General features: G+C 37.2%; 17 protein-coding genes. 2 read left to right on the top strand and 15 right to left on the bottom strand.

What is annotated here, in order from left to right; all coding sequences use genetic code 11:
• Window positions 1–14: 14 nt before the first annotated feature.
• From AC1M9I_RS09825 to AC1M9I_RS09780, 10 genes are all read right to left on the bottom strand, one after another.
• Window positions 15–1,250 (bottom strand): OprD family outer membrane porin, encoded by a 1,236-nt coding sequence (locus tag AC1M9I_RS09825; RefSeq protein ID WP_481610981.1) that lies wholly within the window; start codon window positions 1,248–1,250, stop codon window positions 15–17.
• Window positions 1,251–1,476: 226 nt separating this feature from the next.
• A complete protein-coding gene (locus AC1M9I_RS09820) occupies window positions 1,477–2,439 on the bottom strand; it encodes a p-hydroxyphenylacetate 3-hydroxylase reductase component (RefSeq protein ID WP_481610980.1) in 963 nt (320 codons plus the stop codon).
• Window positions 2,440–2,488: 49 nt separating this feature from the next.
• Window positions 2,489–3,442, bottom strand: a complete 954-nt coding sequence (locus AC1M9I_RS09815) for a PDR/VanB family oxidoreductase (protein ID WP_481594855.1) — start codon at window positions 3,440–3,442, stop codon at window positions 2,489–2,491.
• A 30-nt stretch (window positions 3,443–3,472) separates the two neighbouring features.
• Window positions 3,473–4,210 (bottom strand): SDR family NAD(P)-dependent oxidoreductase, encoded by a 738-nt coding sequence (locus tag AC1M9I_RS09810; protein WP_481589334.1) that lies wholly within the window; start codon window positions 4,208–4,210, stop codon window positions 3,473–3,475.
• A 9-nt stretch (window positions 4,211–4,219) separates the two neighbouring features.
• Window positions 4,220–4,705: an aromatic-ring-hydroxylating dioxygenase subunit beta gene (locus AC1M9I_RS09805; RefSeq protein WP_092767687.1), complete on the bottom strand. Its 486-nt coding sequence runs from the start codon at window positions 4,703–4,705 to the stop codon at window positions 4,220–4,222.
• A gap of 10 nt (window positions 4,706–4,715) precedes the next feature.
• Window positions 4,716–5,993 carry an aromatic ring-hydroxylating oxygenase subunit alpha gene (locus AC1M9I_RS09800; RefSeq protein ID WP_035266339.1) on the bottom strand — a complete coding sequence of 426 codons (1,278 nt, stop codon included), beginning with the start codon at window positions 5,991–5,993 and terminating at the stop codon, window positions 4,716–4,718.
• 27 nt (window positions 5,994–6,020) lie between these two features.
• Complete coding sequence (locus AC1M9I_RS09795; RefSeq protein ID WP_481594854.1) at window positions 6,021–6,557, bottom strand: nuclear transport factor 2 family protein; 537 nt, start codon at window positions 6,555–6,557, stop codon at window positions 6,021–6,023.
• 10 nt (window positions 6,558–6,567) lie between these two features.
• Window positions 6,568–6,927 (bottom strand): hypothetical protein, encoded by a 360-nt coding sequence (locus AC1M9I_RS09790; RefSeq protein WP_035266405.1) that lies wholly within the window; start codon window positions 6,925–6,927, stop codon window positions 6,568–6,570.
• 24 nt (window positions 6,928–6,951) lie between these two features.
• Window positions 6,952–8,109: an acyl-CoA dehydrogenase family protein gene (locus tag AC1M9I_RS09785; RefSeq protein ID WP_481594853.1), complete on the bottom strand. Its 1,158-nt coding sequence runs from the start codon at window positions 8,107–8,109 to the stop codon at window positions 6,952–6,954.
• Window positions 8,106–9,239: an amidase gene (locus AC1M9I_RS09780; RefSeq protein WP_481589336.1), complete on the bottom strand. Its 1,134-nt coding sequence runs from the start codon at window positions 9,237–9,239 to the stop codon at window positions 8,106–8,108. The genes AC1M9I_RS09785 and AC1M9I_RS09780 overlap by 4 nt, the downstream gene beginning before the upstream one ends.
• Before the next feature lie 138 nt (window positions 9,240–9,377).
• On the opposite strand from AC1M9I_RS09780, the gene AC1M9I_RS09775 reads away from it, so the two are divergent.
• Entirely contained in the window at window positions 9,378–9,845 is a 468-nt protein-coding gene (locus AC1M9I_RS09775; protein ID WP_092767678.1) for a MarR family winged helix-turn-helix transcriptional regulator, read from the top strand.
• 30 nt (window positions 9,846–9,875) lie between these two features.
• Here the strand turns inward: AC1M9I_RS09775 and AC1M9I_RS09770 are convergent, their stop codons facing one another.
• From AC1M9I_RS09770 to AC1M9I_RS09750, 5 genes are all read right to left on the bottom strand, one after another.
• The gene (locus tag AC1M9I_RS09770; protein WP_171260716.1) at window positions 9,876–10,862 is read right to left on the bottom strand and encodes a 3-hydroxybutyryl-CoA dehydrogenase; all 987 of its coding nucleotides are present in this window, start codon (window positions 10,860–10,862) and stop codon (window positions 9,876–9,878) included.
• Complete coding sequence (locus AC1M9I_RS09765; protein WP_481587687.1) at window positions 10,853–11,968, bottom strand: NAD/NADP octopine/nopaline dehydrogenase family protein; 1,116 nt, start codon at window positions 11,966–11,968, stop codon at window positions 10,853–10,855. The genes AC1M9I_RS09770 and AC1M9I_RS09765 overlap by 10 nt, the downstream gene beginning before the upstream one ends.
• A gap of 88 nt (window positions 11,969–12,056) precedes the next feature.
• On the bottom strand, window positions 12,057–13,007 hold the full coding sequence (locus AC1M9I_RS09760; protein WP_481610979.1) for a helix-turn-helix transcriptional regulator: 951 nt from the start codon (window positions 13,005–13,007) through the stop codon (window positions 12,057–12,059).
• Between the two features lie 78 nt (window positions 13,008–13,085).
• Window positions 13,086–14,432 carry a spinster family MFS transporter gene (locus AC1M9I_RS09755; RefSeq protein ID WP_481610978.1) on the bottom strand — a complete coding sequence of 449 codons (1,347 nt, stop codon included), beginning with the start codon at window positions 14,430–14,432 and terminating at the stop codon, window positions 13,086–13,088.
• Between the two features lie 168 nt (window positions 14,433–14,600).
• Complete coding sequence (locus AC1M9I_RS09750; RefSeq protein WP_035266330.1) at window positions 14,601–15,491, bottom strand: LysR family transcriptional regulator; 891 nt, start codon at window positions 15,489–15,491, stop codon at window positions 14,601–14,603.
• A 114-nt stretch (window positions 15,492–15,605) separates the two neighbouring features.
• Between AC1M9I_RS09750 and AC1M9I_RS09745 the strand changes: the two genes are divergently transcribed.
• Window positions 15,606–16,715, top strand: a complete 1,110-nt coding sequence (locus AC1M9I_RS09745) for a muconate/chloromuconate family cycloisomerase (RefSeq protein WP_092767668.1) — start codon at window positions 15,606–15,608, stop codon at window positions 16,713–16,715.
• Window positions 16,716–16,788 lie beyond the last annotated feature (73 nt).

The following is a 16,788-nucleotide window of genomic DNA, read 5'->3' as shown; positions in this document are numbered from 1 at the left end:
AACTGTTTATGTAATTAGAATTTATAGCTATATGTAGTAATGATTCGATTTTCAACAAAATCATTACCATTGGTTGTTCCTGCACCATATTTAGTAGTCGTGTCGATATACCTCCACTCTATACCCAACCCTTTAAAAGACCCTTCTGAAACGGTATAGCCGACAATGAAATTAGCTTCAGTCTCTTTATTATCTGGTAGGCCATTACGCTCTATGTTCGTGCCATATAAATAACGCAAAGTCGTTCTTAAACCCGGCAAACCAACATTTTTAAAGTCATAAGAATAAAGTGCATGATAAGTAAGTTCTTCAGGTTTGATGAAACCTAAAGTTGACCAAGTATGTAGGAAAGGTTGAGGAGCGAATCCATCAAATGTTGGAAAATTGGTATCCCCGGAATTTTTTTGAACACCTGCAGCAAAACTATGTGAGCCATTTTGAATGTTGGCCTGAACGCCAAATGTTTTGCTATCTATGTTTCCATAGTATTTGTCACCAGCTTCACTGTTATGGAAATAACGTGCATCTAATTTAATTTTAGAGTCGCCAATTTGAGTGTTATATGCTGCATTTAAATAATGTTGGTTATAAATATCTTCCAGCTGACCAAACCAGTAAGAGCCTGAAATTTTAGGGCTAAAATTATAGTCTAAACCAACATAACTTAAACCATTACTTTCTATTCTTGCTTTACCTGGTGCAAACAAGCTTAGTTTTTCAAACTCATCATCATTACGCGCGTTTATATGAGTGATTCTTCCAGCTGAAAATTTTAAATTTTGAATCGCTTTCGTTTCAAATGCCGCACCAGCATATGTTGTCACCAACTGACGTGAATCATCAATAAATGCAACAGGTGTTCTTGGCGAAAGTTCCCCAACTAATAGCTCAGAATCTTTATATTTCAGCTTTAAGGTTGCACCAAATTTATTATAACTACGTTCTTGCTCATTTTTTATGGGATCAAATGGTAAGATCGAATCAGACCTTTCAGCATTATGATTTGATAATCTTAGTGCGTAACTTGAAGTCACGTCAAAACCCACCTGAACGGGTGTATTGGTATAACCTGAACTAAACTTTAGACCTAATGCTTGTGACCAACTACCAACATCAGGCTGTGTTGTGTTATTTCGATCAATAAAGAAATTTCTTAAATTTATTGTCGTTTGACTATCTTTTACCAAGTCCGCATAAACTGCTGTATTACAGCAAATTGCTAGTATTGCAAATGTAGGTAACTTTTTCACTCAACTTCCCCTTAGTTTTTTACTGATTTTCTCACTCAACCCTGTTTAATTTTTTCTATTCAGCTATATGAAATTTCATATATTCAACCCAATTCTTTTCCAATTCCATAGAAAATTCAATTTTCTTTTAAGTATATTTATATACCTTAATTAATAATTAAATCCCTTTTAAATCTTTATAGATTGAAAAAAAGGCCAAATGATCTAACATTTAGCCCAATTTGATTTAATGAATACCCGCAATATCTTTTAGAATGGTGATAAAAGTATTCTTTTCTTGGTCACTGTAATTTGCAAATACTTCATTTTGATGCTCATCAGCTATATCAAATAAATAATGTGCGGTTTTTTTACCTTTATCCGTTAATTGGTAGAATTCTTCTGTTTCGACTAGTAGCTCATCTTTCTTAAGGATTTCCGCTGCTCTTTCTATTTCTCGCATAGGCATTGCTATATCACGTGGCAAATCATCTTTGCATGAACTTGCACCACTGCCTAGCACTAAAAGCATTCGAGCTTCACTCGTTCTAAAACCTGTGACTAATTGCTTTGGGATGTAATCATTTTGATAAAACTTGAATGCTCGACTCATGAGATAGGCAACATTATTATATAAGTTACCTTGATATAGTTGACCCAAATCATCAGTTTGGACTGGATTTGAATCTTTAATTCTTAACATTGGGTGTGGTGTTACTGCTGAGTACGCACCCTGGTGATATACTAATGGACTACGACCTTCATCTTGAAAATTAACGACCTTTCCAATAATAATCCAGTGATCCCCGCCTTCTACAATTTGAAATAATTCACATTCAAAAACAGCAGAGCAATTTTCCAGAACTGGAGCATTACCTACACCCAAACGGTAGTTTGCTCCTTCGAATTTATCAATATTGCGTTTAGCAAATTTATTCGATACTTCGATTTGAGATCCAGATAAAATATTGACTGCAAAATGACTAGAGTTTTTAAAAACTTCAAAACTGGTCGATTTTTTATCAATACTCCACAAGATTAAAGGTGGGTCTAATGAAACTGAGTTAAAACTATTGGCAGTTACACCCACTTTTTCACCTTGCGCATTTTGCGCTGTAATAATGGTAACCCCAGTTGCAAAATTACCGAGTGCTCTGCGGAATTTCATCGGATCAATAGCTTGTTCTTCCGATTTTTGATAACTATTCATTCCCTTCTCCTGAATCCCAAAATGACCTTCCATGATGGCAATTCAACTATTAAATATCTAAAACTAATCTCGGTGTTTTTGATCGAGAACAACACACTAAAATCTGCTCATTACTTTCTTTTTCTTCGTCAGTAAAGTAGACGTCTCGATGATCGGGTTCGCCTTCAAGCACATCACACATACACGTTCCACAAACGCCCTGTTCGCACGATAACTCGACTTTAATCCCTTCTCGCGCTAAAGCTTGCAGAATAGTTTCCTCTGGAGCTACTTGAATCGTTTTACCACTTTGTTGTGCAACAACTTCAAAACTAGCGCCACCTAAATCAATATCTACCTGAAAATATTCTTTATGTAATTGATCGGAACTAAAACCCTTAGACTCAGCAAGATTAATAATCCAATCCATAAATCCATTAGGACCACAGGTATATAAATGTGAATCTTTGGCAATATCTTTCATTGCGTGATCAAAAAATTCACGATGATTTGCACCATCATCTTTAAAATGGAAAGTTGTATAACTCGCTAAGGGACCTTGCTTGATTTCATCTACAAATGCAGCGGTTTGTTTAGAAGCTGCACAATAATGCAATTCAAATGACTTATTGTTATTCAATAAATCATAAGCCATGGTAATTAACGGTGTAATCCCAATACCACCACCAACTAAAACGCTGTGAGATGCATCTAACAATGGGAACAAATTTTTAGGATGGCTGACTTGTAGTTGCATCCCTTCAGTGATGTCATTAAACGCCGACAGTGATCCCCCTCTTGATGCTTCATCTTTTAAGATCCCTAATCGAAAAACACCTTTTAAACTAGGATCTTGACATAGAGAATACTGACGGATTAAACCATTAGGCAGGAATAGATCGATATGTGATCCAGCTTCGATTTCAGGTAATGGAGACTCAGTTGCTGAAATTAAATCTAAGACAACAACATTTTCCGCTTCTACTGATCTTTTATTGACAATTACGGAGTATTTTTCGTTCATAGTTTTCCCCCTTTATGACTAAGCCAATGCTTAGCGCATAAATAGTCCTCCGTTAATATCCCATGTTGCTCCTGTCACAAAAGCTGCTTGTGGGGATGCTAACAAAGCACAAGTTTCAGCGATAAAACTCATACTGCCTAAAGCCTTAACAGGAATATTATTGATAAACGCTTCCATTTTTTCATCTGAAACAACGCTGTGTACTATTGGAGACTCCATTGGTCCTGGTGCTACGGCATTTACCGTCACACCTTTAGCGGCAAATTCTTTTGCAAAAATTTTAGTCAAAGTTACGATTGCACCTTTTGAAGCTGCATAATGTGCTCCTGTTGCAGTACCACCATTCTGACCAGCCAACGAAGCCATGTTGATAATTCGACCAAAGCCTTTAGATGCCATATATTGACCAATAATTTGACATGACTGAAAGGTTCCTCGTTGGTTGACTTGTGTCACCCAATCAAAATCTCTCGCAGTGATTTCAAGGACAGGAGTTGCTTTAGTTACTGTGGCGTTATTGATTAAAACATCCAACTTGTTGAAATGAGTTTCAATCCAACTCACTGCATCTCTAAAGTCCTGCTCTACTGATATATCCAGTTTTAAGGGATACATCTGCGATGGATACTGACTCGCAGCTTTAGCGCTTTCCGCTTTTTCTAAGGTACTTGCAGTTAAAATAACTTGATGCCCTTGTTCAGCAAAATATTCAGCAATCACATTACCTAAACCAGAGGCAGCACCAGTAACCAAAACAACTTGTGACATGGTCACCTCCTATAGAATGTAACTGATACCAGCTAAGGTATCTGTCGAATTGACTAGATTGATAATTTTACGGTCTATTTTGAGTTCGCCATTCTCTTGACGTATTAGCTCATAAATCACATCAGCAGTGTAATGACGCAAATTTTCTTTGCGGAACTCTCTTAAATTTTGTGCACAGCGTAAAATTATCTTGTGATCAGTTTCTTCAATAATTCGCACACGTGACAGGCTGCGAACAGTATTGGCCTTGGGAGCTGTCGAGATTGCTTCACCATTTTCTAAACGCTCTACACGTAATTGACGCATGTGGTGATTGTCATATGCATAGTTCAAATGGTTTTCGTAATCTGTCAATGATGGATCAATTGGAATGATGTATTTGCCATTTTCATTCCATAAATTTAACCATGCTTGATACTCTGAATGATCTAACATGTCAGCTTCAGCCCAAATGAATGCTGTTACTTCGTTCAAAAGATTTAAATTAATTTTCATGCTCTTCCCCTTAAGCCGTCATCAACTTTTTCCATTGTTGGTAAGCGCCACGCATGCCTGTTTCAGCACTCACGTCACTCTTCAGACCATCTTCAGTTTTGACTTCTCCTGGTAAACCACGGTTCAACATGATCCAAAGATCATTGCCCGCATTTGCACCATGCTGTACACGCTCCCAAGCTTCCGCATCATCTGGCGTACCAAAACCGAAAGGACCTTGGAAATGTTCATGTAGACGTAGGCGATATTGGTTGGCAATTTGTGGTCCACCATCCATCGTAATCACTGAGTGGTGAATTTCAGTTTTATCTACCGCTAATGGTTGCATTACACGGAAGAACGCCATAGAACATGCAATGTTAGGGAAAATATTTAAGTTAAAGCCCGAACCACCGACAGCACGGCAAATTCGACGAACTTCAAGTTCCTCATGACCTTCTTCACGCAGCGCTTGGGCAAGTTCTTCAAAACGCTCTTGGATTGGTCGCTCCATCAACTCTTCATCAAGATCTACCAGTTCTGGAATCATCACCATCACGCTGTGACCATTTCCTAGATCTTCAACATAGCCTGGTTGATTTTCAAAGTTGAAAAGCTCTTCTGTTTTTTCGTCTACAGAACTTAAGAATGATTTATGAACTAATGGGAAATGATACGCGTCAGTTGTATTTTCCAACTGAATCTTCCAGTTACCTGGGAATGTAAAACGATGTTCACCTAATACTTTGACTGGATAACCTGCGCCTTGCTTCATGAATAGATCAATCCACTTTTTCGCAGCACCTAAAAAGTCTTCTAATGGCTCGATATCGTCTTTGAAGGTTGCAAAGATCATACCGTTATATTCTTCTACACGTAGGCTGATCAGTGGAAATTCAGATTTATCTAAACATTCGCCATAACTTTCAGGTGAAGGAACGCCACGCAATGTACCATCCAAAGCGTAACTCCAACCATGATATGGACATACAAAGCTATTTGTTTTGCCTTTTTTATGCTCACAAACTGTAGCAGCACGATGGCGACAGCGGTTGAGTAAAACGTGGACTTTTTTCTTACGATCCCGTACAGCAACTACAGGTTGTTTACCAATATTAATCGTTTTATAACTACCAGCATCTGGAATTTCACTTGCATGAGCAACCCAAACCCAAGTGCTGTAAAAAATTTTTTCCATTTCATCTTCAAAGATTTGTGCATCTTTATATAAAGAGGTATGCACTCGGTCACTTTGAACTAATTCATTGTAATCAATTTCAATATTTTGAACTGGTATTGCACTATTCATCATGTATTCCCTTATAACTTATGCAACTCAACCGACTAAATTTGATTGCGGTACTGGTAACTCATCATCACTGGTCCAATGCGTTACTGGTCGACTGAAAATATTTTCTGTTTGGAAGTGTTTGATTTTCCAAATGCCATTATTTTGTTGCTTAAAACGGATTGTCAGTTTGGCTGCATTCAAGTGGCTTGCACCCGTTTTGAAAGTAGATGTTTGCAACATCAACCAATGCCCAATAGCCACATCACCATCAATATAAATTTGTTCAGAATTCACAAAATGTGCATTCATAACAAAATGCGAGTCCTTCAGCGTGTATGCTTTAAACATGTCATATACCGCCAGCCAAGACTCAAGCCGACCAAATGACTGGGCGTATTTTTTCCCTACCCCCTCCCAAATACACTCAGGATCAAATAAATCCATCAGCGCTTCTAAATTTGTGTTTTGATTAAGTTCATCACAAATTTCCATATAGCGATTTAGGCAATTACGAATTTGATTCTGCGCTTCCAACTGTTGAAGACGTTGAAGAATGCTTTTGAGTTCATTAGAGTCGACCATATCGATATCCTTATCGTTGAATAATTAATTCACGACCAACTCTTGCTTCAACTTTGCAATACTTCCAAAGTTTATATGGACCTTCTCCGACCACAGTCGTACGGAATAAGTTACATGCAGCATGAACTGTTTCAATATCAGGTACATCAGCCAATAAATAGGTTGTCCAAGGCCAACCCGTACTTGCACCTACCATGCTTTGATCATCATCTAAGTTGCCGTATACATGCACGCCAGGTAAATCATGGATACCATTCCACATTTCACCAAATGCTGCCCACACTGCTTTTGCTTCTGCTGGCTCTGCATCAAAAAAGTTTTGGTTAATCCCCATACAGAACAATACGCGTAATGATTTTTTAGCTTCCATTTCGATTTCCTTCTTTTCGGTCATTTATAAATATCCAGGTGTCGGATTAAGCCCAAAGCTCATCGCACCAGCATTTTGTAAAGTTGCATCACCCATAAATGCATGCTGTGTCACGACATTCGTGTCATTCACAAAGCGACTAAATGGATGGTTGGTATAAATGGCAGTCATGCCAGCTAACATTTGCATTTTGCGGGTGACCTTTGAACAGACTCTTGCCGCATGTGTACAAGATAGACGCATATCACTAATTAAATGTGGTTCAGGTTTTCGTCCGTTGAGTACTTCTTCCCATACAATATCCATGGTGTTGTAGAACCATGTTCTTGCAGCTAGGAACTCAGCTTCAGCTTTCGCAAATTCGTACTGAGTGATAGGTCGATTAGCAATTTCTGCACCTCCAGTAATTGACGACTTACCTGGAGCTAATTTTCTAAATTCTTCCAATGACGCCGAGGCTACGCCAATTCCGACTACGGTAAGGACTTGAGTCGCCAAAGAGAGGGATGGATATTTGAAAAATGGTTCGCTGAGTTTAGATGGCTCACCCCGAACAAAAGTCCAATGCTCAGGTACAAGTACATTATCGACAATGAGATCGTGACTACCTGTGCCTTTTAAACCTACTGTATCCCACGTCATTTCAATTTTAGCTTTATGCGCTGGTAAAACAGCCATACGTGGTAAGCCATGAGATTCATTATCTTTGATCGGGGCAATGCCTACACCAACGATATCTGCACCTTTACAACCACTTGAGAATTTCCAACGACCTTTTACAACTAAACCCTCATCGGTCACTTGAGCAGCTTGCGGTGGAAAAATTCCACCAGCAAAAACGATATCTGGACCTTTTTTATAAAGTTCAGAAAGTGTCTCTTCAGGTAAACTCCCAAGATAAGCTGGGCTCATACCAAAACTTGCAACCCAACCTACTGATCCATCTGCTTTAGAGAGCCTTTCAATAAGTTCACAAAACGTACGCGGTGAAACCTCATCACCACCGAAACGTTTAGGAACTAAAGCACGATATACCCCAATTGATTTCAGTTTTTGAATAATGTCTTGACTCACGTATGCTTGTTCGTCAAATTCACCTGAACACGCTCGCTGTCTAATCTCTTGACATAATTCTTCAAGATCAATCAAGCTCTCTGTTTGATCTTTGGCTAAATTGCTCATTTGCCACCTCCTTGTGAATGCTTCGTAATATCGACAATGTGTTGTGCAATAGCACACAATTTTTCATCTTCACCATGCTTAGCAATTAATTGCATACCGACAGGTAAGCCATTTGATGTTTCATATGGAATCGTAAGCGCTGGATGGCCCGATAGATTGAATGGTCGCACGAGCTTAGTTAAATTGAGGAAAGCAACAGTATTTTCAGCTTCGTCTAATTTAGGTGGAAATTGAGGTAGTGTCGGCAGTATCAAAACATCAACATTGTTGAGTAAATCATTGATCTGCTCTGTGAATTGAGTTCTTATTAATTCAGCATTTTCTACATCTTGTTGAGTGGTTTCAGATGCTTTTAATAAACGCTGCTGAACATCATTGGCTAGAAGTCCAGTTTGAGTAAGATCATGATATGCACCCCAAGTTTCGTAATTAATGATCGACATACCTGCTTGATATGCCTCATCAATATTGTCTATGAATAGATTTTTTTGAGGTAAATCAATTTTTGTTAACTCAGCATCTAAGACACGCCAAATTTCAGATTCCGCTTCGACACGTAATATTCCTAATTGAATCTGCTGTAGATCGATTTGGATTTCGTTAAATGTAGGATCAATGATCTGCATAGCAAGAATCAGATTGTTGATATCTGATGCGAATGGTCCGACGCAGTCTAAAGTGGTATCTTTTGGCCAAACACCATCACGACTTACACGACCAAATGAAGGTTTTAATCCATACACTCCACAGCAAGCGGCTGGCATACGAATTGAGCCACCAGTATCCGTACCAATACTGAAGTCTGCTAGACCTGCCGCAATAGCTGCAGCCGAACCACTGGAAGAGCCTCCTGGAATAAGTTGCGGATATTTAACATTTAATGGTGTTCCGAAGTTTTTGTTTATTCCAGTTATACCGAATGCAAGTTCATGAAGATGAGTTTTTCCAATAATTTTGCAATCACTGCTGAGTATATTTTTTATAATTTCAGCATGTGAAATTGCAGGGCATGCTCCACTGCGCGCCTGAGTTCCAAGTGTCGTCACTTCATTTTGTATATCAATTGAGTCTTTAACCACGACTCTAATTTTTCCATCTCCTAAAGAGAGACTTCTAGATATAATATTCAATTCACTTTTCCATGTATTTTTATACTCAACATCAATATCTGAAAAATTAATGTATTTGTCAAGTTATTTTGAAATAAAATAATCTTTGTCTTTTTTCTTGTATAATCAATTATATTTTTTTAAGTTTAATTGCTGCTCATGTTAAAAAATTTTGAAAATTATTTGCCAAATAACGATCCCAAAAGTTTGGAAAATTTCCCATTTTTTTGGATATCTCAAGTTAATGGTAAGTATTCCCAATTGATTGATAAATCTTTAAAAAAAATAGGTCTCGATAATACAAAAAGAAAAATCATTTTGAGTACAAATGCTCTCGGTGAAGCCAATATCACTGAAATAGCAAATTTAGCAACAATCAAATTAACAACTGCAACTAAGGCAATCTATAGATTAGTCGAAGAAGGTATAGTTGAAGTTTTCTCATCCCCTCATGATGAAAGGATTTCTATGGTGAAGCTCACTGAAAAAGGATATGGTCTTGTGGATGAAATTAATCAGATCAATCGTGTTACTTTAGCTGGTATATTAAATTCTTTTGATGAACAAGAACTTGAGTCACTAAATTTACAATTAAAGAAAATATTCAATTTAATGCCAAATAGGTAAAAAGACTAAAATCTTTTTACCTACTAACGCTTATTTCATAATTTCATATTGTGGAATAAGCTGATTAAATCGCAAATTTTCAGCGAATTTTGATATGACATTTAGTTTATATTGATAAATATCCATGCTTTCATATTTGTAAAAACCTGATAGTTCTCTAATACCATTTCTATTTTCCCTCATATTTTTTTTGATAATATCAGGGGCTTTGTAACGCTCACCAAGTTCTTCTCTCAAATACTCAGAAGCATGATACAAAATATCTCCTCCACCCCAATCGATAAACTCTAGCATACCTAACACTGAAAAACGCAAACCAAAACCTGTACGAATCGCTTTATCAATATCCTCAGCACTTGCTACGTTTTCTTCAACCATTCTCGCTGCTTCATTCATTGCCAATGCTTGAATTCTTGGAACAATGTATCCAGCAACTGCATTACAAATCACAGGGACTTTACCAATTGCCTCAAGTAATGTTTTTAGTTTTTCTACTACTATATCAGCAGTATGCTCAGATCGGCTTAGCTCAACTAAAGGCATTAAATATCCAGGATTAAGCCAATGCGCATTAACAATACGTTCTGGATGAGAAATTAATTTTGCTATATCAGTGACCAAAAAGGTCGAAGTCGTTGATGCCACAATACAGTTTTTAGAAATTAAGGGTTCCAACCACCGAAAACAGTGTTGTTTATGAGTCATTATTTCAGGTACACCTTCAATAATTAATTCACAATTTTTCCAATCAATAGTTTGATTATCTTTGAAATAGAAATGAATTCTTTCTTTTAATACTTTACATTGATCATTCACTAACATCCCGATATGTTCTAAGAGATGCAACTCTTGTTCGAGGCTGTCATTCCATTTTTGCAGAAATTCATTTTTTTCTGCTGGGTTTCGATCTTTTACGTCTACAAGTGCAATCTCAATTCCTGCATATGCGAATGCGATCGCAATCGCATTACCCATTCTGCCTGCACCTACAATAATAATATTTTTAATCATGCAGATTGCTCTCCGGAGTTCAACAGGTGTTTTAATTGTTGCTGTGTTAAATCAAATAACCCTAAATTTTCAAGAGTGCGACCCTCACTATACAAATCCCTACCAGTAATTGATGATGCGATATTCAGAAGCCCTTCAGCAATCGGCGTTTTGACTCCAACATACTTACCAACCGATACAATAAATGACAGGCCTAATCGTGTGTCTTCGAGCATATACCGATGTGAATGTAAATCTATTTTCTCACGCCAATCGCCACTGTCAGTCAACTTACCATGTGCCCCCCTACCATACATCCACTCATCTCCTTCACCCTCTTTATTGTAGTGATCTGCGAGTGGGAAATGCTGTTTCGAGTATCCCAATGCTTCACGAATATTCATTCGCTCTTGATCTAATAAGCTCGTTACTCTCCTCACTGAAGGTTGAGTACCTTCATTATGAATATCCCATACATCAAAATGTTCTAAAGGTGCAGCATTGAGCATAATTAATGGAGGATGAATAATGGGTCCTGCATTCATTAAAGCTCCACTCAAAGCATCCTCTATAGGCTCGATGCTGTCATAAGCTTGCTTTAATACTCTAATAGCATGATCTTTTAATTTTGCTGGATAGACCCCAGTAGGCAATCTCGTCGCATATACACTAATCACGATAGAATTCGGACTATGTTTTCTTACTAAATATGGCAACGTACCCGTTTCTGCAAAAGCCACGTCAGACTTATTCCCAACTTTAAGCATTGCTTGAGCAAATAGGTATGTTCCAAAAGTACCTGGGGGTAAAAATACGACTTGACCAGATGTTAAGTAGGGTGCTATTTCAATCGATAAATCTTCATGGCTTGTTGCGGGTAAAGGAATAATAATCAATTCAGCGTTTTCAATAGCTTTGGATAAATCAGTTTCAAGTTGAATTTTTTGATGTTCATCCCCAACAGATACTGTTCTAGTGCCACGAAAGTCTTTTACAGTAAGCTCACCATATTTCGCTAATTCTTTTAGTGAATCTCGATCTCTTCGCCATAATTTAACTTCGTGATTTTTTTCCGCCATTTCCACTGCTGATGCATAACATCCATGTCCACCGCCGAGAACTGTGATTTTCATTTTCTTCCCTTACATATTTATTGTGTATTGTGATAGTAGGAAAGATTCTTCTTTTTGCTCGCGTCAAAAAGCGGTACTGCTATTCGAATTACGAATTTATTTCTATTAATTTGTTTTGTTTCACGGTTTCTGAAGGCGTGCATCCATAACGTTTTTTATAAAGCCGAGTAAAGTGTCCAAAGCTTCTTACACCATGAGCATTGAAGATATCAATTATAGGCTGATCAACCTGAGTGTGTTTAAGTTCTTGATGAACTCGGTCCAATTTGATTGATGTCATGAAACTGAGAGGCGTTTGGTTCAAATAGGTATTAAATCCCTTTTGAAGCGTTCTTACCGAGACTTTTACAAGCCTAGCAACTTCCTCAATCGAGATTGCTTCCATATAATGTTGCTCAATCAAGTGAGCTGCATTTTTGATATAACTTGGGATGAGTTGATTTTTTTTATCTGCGATTCGTTCACTGAAATTATGTGGAATTTTGATCAATAATAACTCAGTCAAATATGAACTAAAGCTATCAGAAATTTGCCACCAGTTTTCAATATTTGAATATGCAAAGCATAAGTAGTTCAGTGTTTCTAAAATTGAAATTCTTTCTTCAGATGTATAGGAAATGCCACTATCGAAAATAAGATTTTTTTGAGGTATATATCCCAATAAGCGATATAAAACAGTATTGATCAACTCATGATCAATTTTTAATATAATATTTCTACATTTGGCTTGGAGTTCAATTCTATTTTCAAAATGAGGATGAGAAACTGTAAGTAATCCAGGACGTTGTTGATAAATTGAATGATCATATTTGACTTTACATCCCCCTTCCAAATTAAATCTAAACAGATAACTTTGACACTCAGCACCGAAACTAATTTGAACTGGAGCGTTGTAACTTAATTCAAATAGTGCAACTTGACCAAATGAAAACCCACTTAATTTTACCTCTAAAGATTCATCATTACATACTTCAAATTGATGAGGGCACAAGTATTGTCCTATCACATCTTTAATCTGAAAATAATCTTTTGAAGACAATAAGTTGAATTTCTTTAAAAGTTTCAGATTCGATAAATACATGATAGGTGTACCCTCATTATTTTATTCAGACATGTTTTATTTAGACTCAACTTGCAAGCTATTTTCGAAGGCTTTACAACCCACTTTCAATAATACAAAGCACAATACGCATGATATTGCACCAACAATAGATATCGATGAACCGACCATTAAAGGATTTTCAAAAATACGATCCGTAATTAAAGCCACTAATGTGGTACCAATACCTAAAGCAATCAAATTACTGATGAGTAAAAAGATAGATGAGATTTGGGCACGTAATTGATTTGGCGAAAGCATTTGCATTGCTGTTGTTGAGATCGGCATTGGGAAAGAAGCAAAAAACATTGCAACAACCAACAATGTAACTGATAGCCATAATTCATTAACTTGTGAAAACAAAATCATTGGAATAATAAGACCTACAATTCCAATCACCCCCACAAACATAGGCGAATCTTTTCTGCCTTTTTGAATAAAATAATCATTCATCCAACCAGCCGAAAATACACCCAAAGTATTTGAAATCAGCAACACGGCACCCAACATATAACCCACTTCAGTGGCTGTCATATTATAATGTCGTATGTAAAATGCAGGTGTCCAGCTAATTAAGCAAAACAATGCCATGGCATAAAAAGTAAATCCTAAATAATGACATGTAAATGTTTTTTTATGCTTTTTCAGGAATTTAAAAGTATCACTAAGCTTTACTTTTACCACTTTCCCCTGCGCATCGACCATCTGCCCTTTACGCTTAGGATCTTTAACAGTTAAAAGTACCAATATGCCAATAATGACTCCTGGCAAACCCACTAAAATAAACGCCACTTGCCATGCCTTTAACATCCCGAGCAAAGGTACAGCGATAAGTGACATGTCCTTGAGTAATCCAATGACAAAACCACCTACTAAGAATGCGATTCCCCCACCAACAAAAGATCCAATCGAATAAATAGCGACAGCTCGTCCCAATTTATCTTTTGCAAACATATCACTAAACATTGAATAGGCTGCAGGTGACAAAGCAGCTTCACCAATTCCTACACCCATTCTGCTCAAAAACAACTGGATAAAGTTCTTACTTAAACCACATAAAGCTGTTGCAATGCTCCAAAATACAATCCCGGCAGCAATTAATTTTGGTCTTGAGAATCGATCTGCGATATAAGCCAGCGGCAGCCCCATGAATGCATAAAATAAAGAAAAAGCTAGTCCATGGAGTAGACTAAATTGCGTGTCTGTTAAATTCAAATCTGCTTTTATCGGTTCAATCATCAAAGCCAAAATTTGACGATCGATAAAAGAAAATATATATGCAATCATGCAAAGTATTACAACATACCAAGCATAAATATCCTTCTTTTTTGCATCATTGCTCTTTAACTCGGAAATTTTTTCCATCGAAATCATCCTAAATATTTTATAGATCAGCGCTATCCCTATGACAAATCCATGCCAATTTATGCTGATTTATAAAATAAATATCATTTTTAACACTATTATTCTATTTATTTTTCCATTAAATATTGCATATAAATAGATATTTTATATTAATCTAATCTAAAAAAATTAGTTCATGCTCTTCAATTCGTCTAGATAATCTAATATTTGTTTTATGTATTCATTATTATCGATACTTCTATAGGCAACTGTAATTGGACTTTCAGCCTCATTATCTAGAATAGGTATAAACTTCAAATTTTTCATACCTATAGAGCATGCACTCTTTGGAATAATACACCCCCCCTCACCAGATGACACCATCCCCAATGCCATATGGATTTCTCTCGTCTCGATCAGATTTTGGGGAATTAAGTCAAGTTCAGAGAATATTCCTTGAACAAAAGTTGAGAAGTTTGGTTTAGGAGTATTTGGATATATATAAATATGTTCGTTAACCAATTGTGATAAATGTACTTCCTTAACATTTTGGGTCACTAACGTATGATCTTTGTGCACTGCTAAAAAAAGTTGCTCTCTTTCGATCACTATTCTTTTTATTGAAGGATCACTAATTCCTAATCGACCAAACCCAATATCAATTTTTCCCAATTTCAAAGCTTCTACCTGATCCCTGGTTCCGCATTCCACCAATTCAACTTTTATATTTGCAATATGCTTTCTTAAATAATCAATAATCTCAGGTAATTTCCAATAAAAAAGCGAACCAACATATCCAATTCGTACCGTAGTATCTGTCACTTTATATCGATTTACCATCGATTTAGCATGTGCTGTTAAGGTCAGTATCTGTACAGCATATTGGTAAAAAAACTCTCCAACTTCAGTTGTTTTGATCGGTCTCATGCCTCTTTCAAATAATACGACACCTAACTCTGACTCTAAGTTTTTGATTTGTCGTGTAAGTGGTGGTTGTGCGATACATAACTTCTCAGCAGCTTTTGTAATACTTTTTTCTTCGACCACAGTAGCAAAATACTTTAATGTTCTTAATTCCATTGAAATTTCCTTAATCCATACTTTTTTAGTATTTTAATATACTACTTAACCTCTATTTTCAATACTTTATTTCAAATAAGGTATTTCGCATATATTAATGGAATATATTGCTGCATGTACAAAAATATTGAAACCTTGCTCGTTGAAATCCCGACGATCCGCCCACACAAGATGGCGGTCGCAACGATGCAAACTCAAACCTTAGTCCTCATTAAAATCGAAACTTCGGATGGTTTCATTGGTTGGGGCGAAGCAACCACCATCGGTGGCTTAGGCTATGGTGAAGAAAGCCCTGAAAGTATCAAAACCAATATCGATACTTATTTTGCTCCACTACTCAAAACTTTTACTGATCTCAACGTTGCTCAAATTATGCAAGTGTTGAAGAAGAATATTAATGGCAACCGTTTTGCAAAATGTGCCATTCAAACTGCTTTACTCGATATTCAAGCTCAACGTTTAGGCTTGCCGCTGTCTGAAGTGCTAGGTGGCCGTCTGCGTGACAGCGTCCCTGTACTTTGGGTGTTGGCTTCTGGTGATACGGATAAAGATATCGCTGAAGCGAAAAAGATGATCGAAGCTAAGCGTCATAACTTCTTTAAATTAAAAATTGGTTCTCGTGCTGTAGAAGCAGATGTTGAGCATGTTCTCACCATCAAAAAAGCGTTAGGCGCTGATATTTCTATCCGTGTCGATGTGAACCGTGCTTGGTCTGAGTTAGAAGCGATCAAAGGTATTCAACTGCTGCAAGATGGTGGTGTGGATCTAATTGAACAGCCATGTGCGATTGACAATATTGATGCCATGGAGCGTTTAACTCGTCGTTTTGATATTGCCATTATGGCGGATGAGTCATTGATGGGTCCAAGTACAGCTTATCGTTTAGCAAAGCGCAATGCTGCTTCTGTGTTTGCTGTAAAAGTTGCTCAGTCTGGTGGCCTACTCGAAGGTCGTGATGTAGCAACCATTGCAAACCTCGCTGGTGTAGATCTGTATGGTGGCACGATGCTTGAAGGTTCTGTTGGCACCATCGCTTCTGCACATTTGTTCTCGACCTTTGAGAATTTGGCATATGGCACTGAATTGTTTGGTCCATTGCTGTTAACTGACGAAATTTTAAAGACCCCGCTTCAATATCGTGATTTCGAATTACATCTGCCTCAAGGCAATGGTTTAGGTATTGAGTTGGATTTAGACAAGATTGACAACCTTCGCCGCAAATAAGCGACGTGATACATCAGGAGTGAGACATGCTGTTTCATGTACGAATGGATGTGAACATCCCACTGGATATGCC

The sequence above is a fragment of the Acinetobacter sp. ANC_7553 genome (assembly GCF_056779895.1).
The sequence above is the reverse complement of the archived record's forward strand: the minus strand, read 5'-3'. Positions and strand labels throughout refer to the sequence as shown.